Consider the following 9821-nt stretch of genomic DNA (forward strand, 5'->3'; position numbering starts at 1 on the left):
GTTCGGTACGGGGCGGGCGGGGCGGCAGTGGAAGCCGACCGGGCATGCTCGGACGGCGTCCCGGTGGGCTCAAGCGGCGTTCAGACGGGCTCGGGCGGCATCTGGGTGGGCTCAAGCGGCGTCCAGACGGGCTCGGACGCCATCTGGGTGGGCTCAGGCGGCGGCGTCCGCGGCCGGTTCGTCGACACCGAGTTCGCTGAGCAGCCGCGAGCGCAGCGCGGCGAAACCCGGATCGCCCACGGAGCGCGGACGGTCCAGCGCGACCTCCGTCTCGTACGCGATGACGCCGTCCCGCATCACCAGCGCCCGGTCCGCGAGCAGCAGCGCCTCCTCCACGTCATGCGTGACCAGCAGTACCGCGCAGCCGCGCCGCTGCCACAACTCGGCCACCAGACGCTGCGCGTTGAGCCGGGTCAGCGCGTCCAGCGCGCCGAACGGCTCGTCGAGCAGCAGCAGATCGGGTTCCCGTACGAGCGCCCGCGCGAGCGACGCGCGCTGGGCCTCGCCGCCCGACAGCGTCTTGGGCCAGGCACCGGAGCGATGGCTCAGCCCGACCTCCTCCAACGCGCTCTCGGCGACCGCCCGTTGAGGCTTGCCGTCCAGACCGAGCAGCACATTGCGCCAGACCCGTTTCCACGGCATCAGCCGGGGCGCCTGGAAGGCGACCGCGCGCCGTTTCGGTACGAGCACCGTGCCCTCGATATCGCGGTCGAGGCCCGCGAGCACCCGCAGCAGGGTCGATTTGCCGCAGCCGCTGCGGCCGAGCAGCACCGTGAACTCCCCGGGCCACAGCGTCAGATCGAGCTTGTCGATCACCGGACGTCCATCGAAGGCCCGGGTCAGCCCTTCGACCCGTACCGCGGCTCCGTCCCGGGCGGAGGCGGCGGGGCGCGGGCTCACTGGCCCGTGAAGGTCGGTCGCCATTGCAGCAGCAGCCTTTCGAGAGTGCGGACGACGGCATCGGCGAGCAGCCCGAGAAAGGCGTAGACGACCAGGCAGACGACGATCACATCGGTACGGAAGAACTCCCGGGCCTGGTTCATCAGAAAGCCGATACCGGCGTCGGCGTTGATGGACTCGCCGAAGACGAGCGCGAGCCAGGCGGTGGCGAGCGAGTACCGCAGACCGGTCATCGCGCCGGGCAGCGCGCCCGGCAGGACGACATGCCGGATCAGCCCCCAGCGGCCGAGTCCCAACGACTGCCCGGCCTCGATGAGTTGCTCGTCCACCCCGCGGATGCCCGCGTACACATTGAGATAGAGGTGGAAGGCGACACCGAGCGCGATGAGCGCGATCTTGGGCGCTTCGCCGATGCCCAGCCAGATGATGAAGAGCGGGATCAGCCCGACCCAGGGCACGGTGCGCAGCATCTGTACGGTCGCGTCGACCAGGTCCTCACCGAGCCGCGAGAGTCCCGAGACCAGGGCCAGCGAGATACCGATCACCCCGCCGAGCAGCAGTCCGACCGCGACACGCTGGAGCGAGACACCCATGGCGGCGGGCAGGGTGCCGTCGGCGATCAGATCGCCCGCGGCCCGGGCGATGGTGCCTGGCGAGGCGAGGATGTCCTCGTGCAGGACCCCGGTCGCGCTGAGCACCTGCCAGCCGAGCAGCAGGAGCACCGGCCCGACGGTGCGCCGCAGCCACCGGGGTACCGAACGCCGAAGCGAGCCGGGCAGCGACGCGGGGGTGATGGGCTCCAGGTCGGGCGACGGATTCTTGGACGTCGAGTTCTTGGGCAAGGGGGAAATGTCGGGTGGGGCGTGGCCGAGAGTCATAACAGCTCCACGGGGGGCGAAAGAGCGCGGAAATGAAGAAGGGCGCGCCTCGACGGCCGTGTGCGGCGGCACTGCCGAGTCACACGGTCAGGGGCTTACGGCACTCATCCGAGAAGGAAGCCGGGACGCCACCGGCGGAAAGAACGACAGGTGTGCCAGGTCACGCGGACGCGTGTTCACGCAGATGCGAGATCACGAGGTCACGCGGACACGAGGTCACACCGGCACACGGGCGCCGGAAAGGATCAGCGGCCGCGACAACACGCGGCGGACGCCACCCGCAGCAGGTCGATATGACCGCGCGTGGTGAGCAGAGCTGAACGCAACATGGCGCCGAACGTAGCGAGCGTTTCCGGATCCGGTCAATGGTGTCTCGGCACGCGGACGGGCAATTCCGAGGGCCGGGCGAGAGGATGTCCGTATGTCCGACGCGTTCACCACCAGAATCCTGAACATCACGACCGGCACGCACGAGGCGGTGACCGATCTGACCCACGCCTGCGAGGAATTCCTCCAGCGGACGGCCGCGGGCCGCGACGGCCTGCTCAATGTCTTCGTCCCGCACGCCACCGCCGGCCTGGCCCTCATCGAAACCGGCGCGGGCAGCGACGACGACCTGCTCGCCGCCCTCCAGTCCCTCCTGCCGCCCACCACCCCCTGGCAACACCGCCACGGCACCCCGGGCCACGGCAGAGACCACGTACTCCCGGCGCTGCTACCGCCACACGCCACACTCCCGGTCATCGGCGGCAGGCTGTCCCTGGGCACGTGGCAGTCGGTGTGCCTGGTGGACACGAACGGGGACAACCCGAACCGTCAGGTCCGGTTGAGCTTCCTGGGCTGAGCGAGATCATCCGGGGGGTGGCCGTGAAATCTCCGTACCTTGCGTGTCCGAAACGGAGAGACCCTGCGCGGTACGGACCTGAACATGATCGAACGACGCCCCTACGGCAGTTGCGGCAGGTGCCTGCTGTACGGGGTGCACCATGATCGCCCCCCGACCTCGTTATTGCGAACTAATTGCAACAACGCATACTCTGCGAGAGTATTGGGATCGGCGGGGTCGACCGGCTCGCCGCTTGTAATGCTCAGCAACGGTGCGGTAAGTCCCCCTTCAAGGACCGTTTCCCCGCCCGGCATCCGACGGATCCGGTCGGCCCCACCTTGCCGTCGCGAACGAGTCTGGCCCGGCACGGGCGGGTGTTCCTGAAGAGGGCACCGACGAGTTCGCGCACTCCAACAACGCACGCGTGCTGCTCGGCGAGTTCATCTGGCCTCAACGCGATGGTCGGCAAGATGTCCGGCAAGTCGTACAGAGTGCGGTTTCAGCGCCACCTCGACGCGCGCCGGAGCTCCGCCCCCGCCGGGCCGCACGAAGGAACCGCACCCTTGTCCCCTCGACTCCTCGCCCGTCTGCGGGCTCCGGTCCGGCTACGGCCGCGTGTCCTGCTGGCAGGGGCGACGGCTGCAGTCCTCACCACCCTGGCGGGGCCCGCCCCTTCCGCCGGCGCGCACCCGTTCGGTCCGCCATCCACCGCCGAAGTCAGCGTCCAGGGCTCCCGCCTCGTGATCGCGTGGAACACCGACAAGCTCGACTGGGTGACACTCGGCGAGTCGCTCGGAGTGTTCGACGGCCAGAAGAGCGGGGGGAGCTTCGAACAGAGACTGCAGCACTCGACGGCGGTCCGTGACTACCTGCTCGAACACATCACTGTCGGTCAGGGCCGCCGCCCCTGCCACGGGACGGTGCTCGGGGCGATGGAAGAGTTCCTCGCCCGAGGAGCCCAGGTGGCCTTCGACTGCCCGGCACCGGTGGTCGAGGCGGACGTGACCATCGGCGCCCTCACGGACCTTCATCCGGCGTACCGGACCATGCTCACCTCCGAAGGTCCTGCCGAACCGCAGCAGACACTGTTCACATCCTCCCAGCCCACCAGGCACGTTCAGTTCACTGCCTCCGGCGGAAGCGTTCGCAGGACGGTCGTGGTCTTCTCTGCCGGCACCGTTGTCGCGGCGCTGGCCATCGGCCTGTTCGTCCTCCGGCGGTCGCGCCGTCGCAAAGCCGCGCGGTTCGGCAGCACTCGCAACTCGGGAAACGGCATCCCCGCCATGTCCGCGGCCGTCCCCGCCCAGGGCCCACGTCCGGAAGCCGTCACAACCGCCGACACCGGCACTGGTTCCAGGAGCAGCGCATGACCGGCGCCGGAAGTCTCGACAACCACCTGATCGCCCTCTTCGACGGGCGGTCGCTCTTCTGGGTCGCCCTGATCGTCGCGCTCGGCGTCGGTGCCGCCCACGCCGTGGCCCCCGGCCACGGCAAGAGCATCACCGCCGCCTACCTGGTGGGAACGCGGGGCAACTACAAGGACGCGGCTCGCTTGGGCGTGATCGTCGCGACGATGCACACCTTCTCCGTACTGGTGCTCGCGCTGCTGTGGGTAGGGGTCAGCAGCACGGCGATCAGTACGAAGACCGCAACCGCGTGGATGCAGGCCGGGGCGGGAGCGGTCGTCGCGATCGTGGGAGTGGGCCTGGTGTACCGGCATCTCCGTGGCCGCGGCCATGCTCATGGGCACGGACACTCCCACGGGCATGACCACTCCCACGGGCACGGGCACAGGCATTCCCATGAACATCACGGCCCTGAGACGGCGTCGCGGGACGATGCCGCCCACTCCCATCACCACCACGCGGAGGAGATGACCAACCCGTGGTCCCGCAAGGGGCTGGCGGCGCTGGCCCTTTCGGGCGGACTGCTGCCGTCACCGTCGGCGTTCCTGATCTTTGTCAGCGGGCTGCTGACGGGCCGTGCGCTCGGCGCCCTCGCCGTCGTGATCACGTTCGGCGTCGGGATGGCACTGACCCTCACCGCCGTCGGCGTGGCGACCATCCGCGGTTTCGCCGTCATGGAACGGCAGTTCCGGGGCCGGACGGCGATGGCCAGGCTGAGGACCTGGACCCCGGCCTTGGCCGGTGCGGCGGTGGTGGTTGTGGGCTGTCTCTACATCTTCGCCGCGGTCACGACTCTGACGGACGACGGGAACGAGTTGGTCCCCGCCTCCAGCACGGCGACGTCGCCGTAGCCCTTCCGCTCCACCGCGAGTGAGAACGACGCTGATCAGCCCATGCCGTCCACGGCACGGGCAAAAAGGTGATGGATCCGTACCCGACCGCGGCTACACAACACCGCCTTTATTGCATGCTCGTCGCAATAGCGATAGAAATGCAGAAGAGGGCTGCGTGGGGTCTTCGATCTGCTGAGCGTCAAGTCGTCGTACGACGACACCGTCGGCGGCCCTGGAGTACGCGGCGCCGCACCTGATGTCGGCCTCCCCGCAGCATTCGTCGGGGCCGTCGCAGCCGGCGTCCGTGAAGGCCGCACTCGGCTGCAGCAACTAACTTTTGGCAACAAGGGTGTGAGGTCTATGACGACCCGTCGAATACAAAGTTGCGCCGTCACGGCTGCGGTGGTGATGGCGCCGCCGGCACCGTCACCGTCCTTCGAGGGTCCGCCTCATTCGGTCCGGTGCGGTGTCACGTCGTACGTTTGACGAGGGCGTGGCCGGAGGGGTGGCCGGCCACGAAAGCCCTTAGGAAATTGGTGAGTTGTTCGGTGTCGTGAGCGTGGGTCAGGGTGTCGATGGACTGGTAGAGGGTTTCCTCGATCTCCGCGATCCGGCGGGCCAGTTCTGCGCCGGACGGGGTGAGCGCGAGTTCGATGTGACGGCGGTCGTGCGCGGCTGCTTCGCGGTTGACGAGGCCGGCGGAGACGAGCCGGTCCACGAGGCGGCTGGGGCTGCCGCTCTCGCAGACCAGGAGTTCGCCCAGACCGTTCAGGGTGAGTGGCTGCCGGTCTTCCAGGACGCGGATGACCTCTGCCTGGGAGGTGGTGACTCCCAGGGGCTTCAGGGCCTGGCCGAGCTGCCGGTTGCCCTCACGTTGGGCGGCCAGGATCAGGTAGCGGAGTTCCTCAGCAGGACGCATGGCGGGCATGGGGGCATTCTCCCTGATCAGTACCGGTTCTGTGGAGCGGTCCTGCCCCGGCCCCCGCCCCTGGCCCCAGGGCCTTGCCCGCGTACGGGAGTGGTTCGGCGCGAGGCCGCTGTGCGCTCCGCTCAGTCGTGGGCGACGTGGGCGAGCCCGGTTACGCGGGTGGCGGTGGCGGTAGCGGTGGCAGTGGCGAGGGCGGAGGCGGCGCCGGGGTCGTGGGCGGCCAGAACGGTCAGGCCGGGGTTGCGCCGGCGCATCTCGTTGATCTTCACGGTGGTGTCGGTGAGCCGCTTCCTCTCGCCCACGCCGGGGACATGCCCCGCTTCGAGCAGGCCGGAGTCGTAGGTGACGTCACCGACCATGAGGAGCGGCGGGTGCTGGGGGCCGCGGACGAGCATCGACAGGGATCCCGGGGTGTGGCCGGGGGTGGGCACCAGAACCATGCTGCCGTCGCCGAACAGGTCGTGTCCGGTGGTGAAGGGCGCGAGGGCCGGGTCGTTGATCGGCTGGGGAACGATCTGCTTCCAGCGCAGGCCGGGGATCCGGATGTGGGAGCGCAGCAGCCCGCGTTGTTCGGGGGCCGGTTCGTCCAGGGTCTCCCATTCACGGCGGCTGACCACGATCTCGGCGTGGGGCAGTTCGCGCAGGCCGCCGATGTGGTCCTGGTGCAGGTGGGAGATGACGGCGGTGGTGACATCGCGGATGTCGTACCCGATGGCGGCCAGTTGGGCGGTGAGGGTCTGGTGGGGCGCGATGTCGAAGCGGGCGAGCCGCCGGTAGATCAGTCCGACCGGTCCGCCGGGGAAGTAGGCCGGGTCGGTCACCGAGGCGCGGTCCTGGCCGGTGTCGAACAGTACGAGTCCGTCGCGGTGTTCGACCACGTACACGTTGATCGGCAGCGGCTCGGTCCAACGCCGCGAGGTGGCCGGCCACCGGTACATCGGCTTGCGGGTCGCGGCCCGGTGCTCGGGGCGGATCACCACCTCGCCGGTGCTGACTACGGAGATGCGCTGGACAGGAGCGGTCGCGCGGTTCGCATAGGTCGTCACGAGAAAAAGATGACACGACATGTATGTCGTGTCAATTATTTTGGATGGGTTGCCATGGCTGCTGGAGAGGTCGTCCCTTCAGGCGACCGTGCTTCAGGCGACCGCGCTTCAGAGGACCGCGCTTCAGGGGGCAGGATCCAACTGTTGCTCCGCCCAAATGATCTTTCCTTCCCCTGTGTGCCGGCTTCCCCAGCGGGAGGACAACTGCGCGACGAGGAAGAGTCCGCGGCCGCCTTCGTCGAAGGAGCGGGCCCGCCGCAGATGGGGTGCGGTGTCGCTCCCGTCGGCGACTTCGCAGATCAGTGAGCGGTCCTTGATGAGCCGCAGGCGGATGGGGGCACGTCCGTGACGTATGGCGTTGGTGACCAGCTCGCTGACGATGAGTTCCGTGGCGAACAACCTGTCGTCAAGCCCCCAGGCGCTGAGCTTCTCGCTCGCCTGATCGCGTGCCGCCGCGACCGCGGAAGGGCTCGCCGGCACCTCCCAGTGTGCGATGTCGGCGCCGTCCAGGGCGCGCGGGCGTGCCACGAGAAGTGCGGCATCGTCGTCCGCGCTCTCAGGTAGTACGGCCGTCAGGATGTCGTCACAGACGGCTGTGATCGAGGAGGTGGCGGCGGAGACACATTCCTGGAGTCTGGCGATTCCCTCTCCGAGATCCCGGTCGCGGGACTTCACCACTCCGTCGGTGAAGAACACGAGCAGGGATTCCTCGGGGAGGACCACCTCGACCGACTCGAAGGGAAGACCGCCCAGTCCCAAGGGCGGCCCTTCGGGAAGGTCCAGGAGGCGACTGGTCCCGTCCGCAGTACCAGCAGGGGTTCCATGTGCGCGGCCCGGGCAAGACGGCATCGGCGGGTGGTGGGGTCGTACACCGCGTAGAGGAGGGAGGCCCCCACCTCCGGATCGGGGGCGCTGGTCTTGGTCTCCTGCGCCATTCGGTTCACCATGGCGTCGAGGCTGGTGAGCAGTTCCTCCGGCTGAAGGTCCATGTCGGCGAGGGTGCGGACGACCGAACGCAGTCGGCCCATGGTGGCGGCCGCCCGCACACCGCGCCCCACGACATCGCCCATGACCAGGGCCACCCGGGCACCGGACAGGGGGATCACGTCGAACCAGTCTCCGCCCACCCCTGCGGCGAGGTCGGCGGGACGGTAGCCGTAAGCGGCGTCCACCGCGCTCTGGGCGGGCGGTTCGCGGGGGAGGAGGCTCTGCTGAAGCGCCAGGGCTGTGCTGTGTTCACGCTCGTAGTTGCGCGCGTTGTCGATGCACATGGCTGTGGTGTCGGCGAGTTCCTCGACGAGCAACAGGTCCTCGGCGTCGAACGGAACCTCACGCCGCAGGAATGTGACGACACCGAGTGTGGTGCCCCGGGCGGTCAAGGGGGCGCAGATGGCTCCTCCGTGCCCGTCGGGCCCAAGGCCGGATGGCAACTCCGGCCAGGTGGCCGCTTCGTGGGGCAGATCGACCCGTACGGCTCTCCGCCCCGACAGGGCCCTGCCCAGCAGGGAGCAGCGGTCCACGACATGCCAGGTGGTCATGGTCTGCCGATCCGCGCGGTGGCCTGCCGGGACCTGCCCGGAGACATGGCCGCTCATCGCGGCCAGGCGTACCGCCGGTCGGCTGCCGGAGGCCGAGTCGCCGGTTCCGAGCGCCTGGGGCAGCAGATGAACCATCGCGATGTCGGCGAGATCGGGCACCGACAGACCGGTCAGCTCACGGGCTGTCCTGCCGACATCGAGGGAGAGGCCTATGCTTCGGCGAGCCTCGTCGAGGAGGGTGAGCCGCTGACGGGCCCAGAACTCGGCGGAATTGTCCCGTGCCATCGAGCAGACCGCCACCAGGGCGCCGTTCCGGTCCCGGACGGGGTCTATGTGGATCACCCACTCGTGCGCCCGATTCTCGCCTGGTACCTGTTCGTATGTCCGGATGGACCGCGCCACTCCGGTATCGCGGGCCTGGCGTACTTCCTCCTCCACCGCATAGTGCTGTTCGTCGGGCGCGAGAATTTCTGTGAGTCGTCGACCGCGCATGTGGCCGACGTCCATATCGAAAAGCTGGCAGGTCCGATTATTGGCCCACAGAATGCGTACTTCAAGAGACCAGACGACGATGGCGGCGGATGATTGTGTCCACGCGTGTGCCAGCAGACCGATGTCATCGATGTCGGAGTGCGAGGTGAGTTCAGGTGGCCGACTGATGAACCAGAGCGTGGACCTTTCCTCCGAGAATGCCGGCCGCAATACGATGTCCACCTGGACAGCGGTCCCCGACTTGTGCCGGAGAACTGATCGATCAGCCCATCGGCGCGCGTCGAGCCCTTCCGCCGTGGCGGGGCGTTGGCTCTCCGCTACGAGGTCCAGTACGGGCCGGCCTATCGCCTCGTCCTCGCGGTAGCCGAGAATGGCGGCGGCTTCGGGGCTCCAGCCGTCCACACGGCCGTTGGCGTCGACGGATATGACCGCCACGCGATTCGCTGCCGAATTCCTGCCCGTTCCCCCCGATTCCGCGGCTGCTGCGTGCATGTCCGGACCATTCTGTCCACGGAGGTGGTGCGGGAGCCATTTCCCGTGACACAGGAACTGCCTCGTATATGGAGAGCCCCGGTCGGCCTCGTCGAAATGTCGAGGTCTGGTCAGGACTCCACCGTAACCACTTCTGACGGATGCATCCAGAATGTCACCGCACGCCGGCTCTCCTGGGCCTCGGGTCGCCGTTGCGCGGCTTCACTCTCCGGTTGTCGCTGACTACCGTCCGATTGGGGCAGGCGCGAGCAGGAGCGAGAGTGCGGCGGCTCGCGGCCTCGTTCGCACACGGTGACGGGCCGGCTGAAGCGCGCTGCGCGCCCGGTGGTTGCCGGGCACGCAGCGCAGCGTCGTGGTGCCGTGGCGCTGTTCCGGGCTATGGGCTGGTGAATTCGATCGCGTCCACGTCGAACGAGTTGTTCTGCGGGGACGTGAAGACCAGGTACAGCCTGTGGGTGCCCGGGAGGGGCTTGACCGGGGTG

General features: G+C 68.5%; 9 protein-coding genes and 1 pseudogene. 3 read left to right on the plus strand and 7 right to left on the minus strand.

The window, feature by feature from the left end; all coding sequences use genetic code 11:
- Positions 1-153: 153 nt before the first annotated feature.
- The 3 genes from WH07_RS23090 to WH07_RS42210 all read right to left on the minus strand — a co-directional run bounded on the left by WH07_RS23090 (position 154) and on the right by WH07_RS42210 (position 2107).
- The gene (locus WH07_RS23090; protein ID WP_046503301.1) at positions 154-924 is read right to left on the minus strand and encodes an ABC transporter ATP-binding protein; all 771 of its coding nucleotides are present in this window, start codon (positions 922-924) and stop codon (positions 154-156) included.
- Positions 897-1778, minus strand: coding sequence for an ABC transporter permease (locus tag WH07_RS23095; protein WP_079023473.1), 882 nt, complete (start codon positions 1776-1778; stop codon positions 897-899). Before WH07_RS23095 ends, WH07_RS23090 begins: the two co-directional genes overlap by 28 nt.
- A 245-nt stretch (positions 1779-2023) precedes the next feature.
- The gene (locus WH07_RS42210; protein ID WP_329223698.1) at positions 2024-2107 is read right to left on the minus strand and encodes a putative leader peptide; all 84 of its coding nucleotides are present in this window, start codon (positions 2105-2107) and stop codon (positions 2024-2026) included.
- A gap of 92 nt (positions 2108-2199) precedes the next feature.
- Between WH07_RS42210 and WH07_RS23100 the strand changes: the two genes are divergently transcribed.
- From WH07_RS23100 to WH07_RS23110, 3 genes are all read left to right on the plus strand, one after another.
- Entirely contained in the window at positions 2200-2622 is a 423-nt protein-coding gene (locus WH07_RS23100; protein ID WP_046503303.1) for a YjbQ family protein, read from the plus strand.
- Positions 2623-3167: 545 nt separating this feature from the next.
- Positions 3168-3974, plus strand: a complete 807-nt coding sequence (locus WH07_RS23105; RefSeq protein ID WP_157877416.1) for a hypothetical protein — start codon at positions 3168-3170, stop codon at positions 3972-3974.
- Positions 3971-4861: a nickel/cobalt transporter gene (locus tag WH07_RS23110; RefSeq protein ID WP_046503310.1), complete on the plus strand. Its 891-nt coding sequence runs from the start codon at positions 3971-3973 to the stop codon at positions 4859-4861. The genes WH07_RS23105 and WH07_RS23110 overlap by 4 nt, the downstream gene beginning before the upstream one ends.
- 451 nt (positions 4862-5312) lie before the next feature.
- Here the strand turns inward: WH07_RS23110 and WH07_RS23115 are convergent, their stop codons facing one another.
- The 4 genes and pseudogenes from WH07_RS23115 to WH07_RS41325 form a co-directional block, all read right to left on the minus strand.
- Positions 5313-5771 carry a MarR family winged helix-turn-helix transcriptional regulator gene (locus tag WH07_RS23115; protein ID WP_232789025.1) on the minus strand — a complete coding sequence of 153 codons (459 nt, stop codon included), beginning with the start codon at positions 5769-5771 and terminating at the stop codon, positions 5313-5315.
- A 122-nt stretch (positions 5772-5893) separates the two neighbouring features.
- Positions 5894-6817 carry an N-acyl homoserine lactonase family protein gene (locus tag WH07_RS23120; protein WP_198533872.1) on the minus strand — a complete coding sequence of 308 codons (924 nt, stop codon included), beginning with the start codon at positions 6815-6817 and terminating at the stop codon, positions 5894-5896.
- Positions 6818-6940: 123 nt separating this feature from the next.
- On the minus strand, positions 6941-7345 hold the full coding sequence (locus WH07_RS42215; RefSeq protein ID WP_408645904.1) for an ATP-binding protein: 405 nt from the start codon (positions 7343-7345) through the stop codon (positions 6941-6943).
- A gap of 51 nt (positions 7346-7396) precedes the next feature.
- A pseudogene (locus tag WH07_RS41325) lies at positions 7397-9339 on the minus strand (SpoIIE family protein phosphatase); the annotation flags it as partial.
- Positions 9340-9821 lie beyond the last annotated feature (482 nt).

This window comes from Streptomyces odonnellii (assembly GCF_000981895.1).
Taxonomy (GTDB): domain Bacteria; phylum Actinomycetota; class Actinomycetes; order Streptomycetales; family Streptomycetaceae; genus Streptomyces; species Streptomyces odonnellii.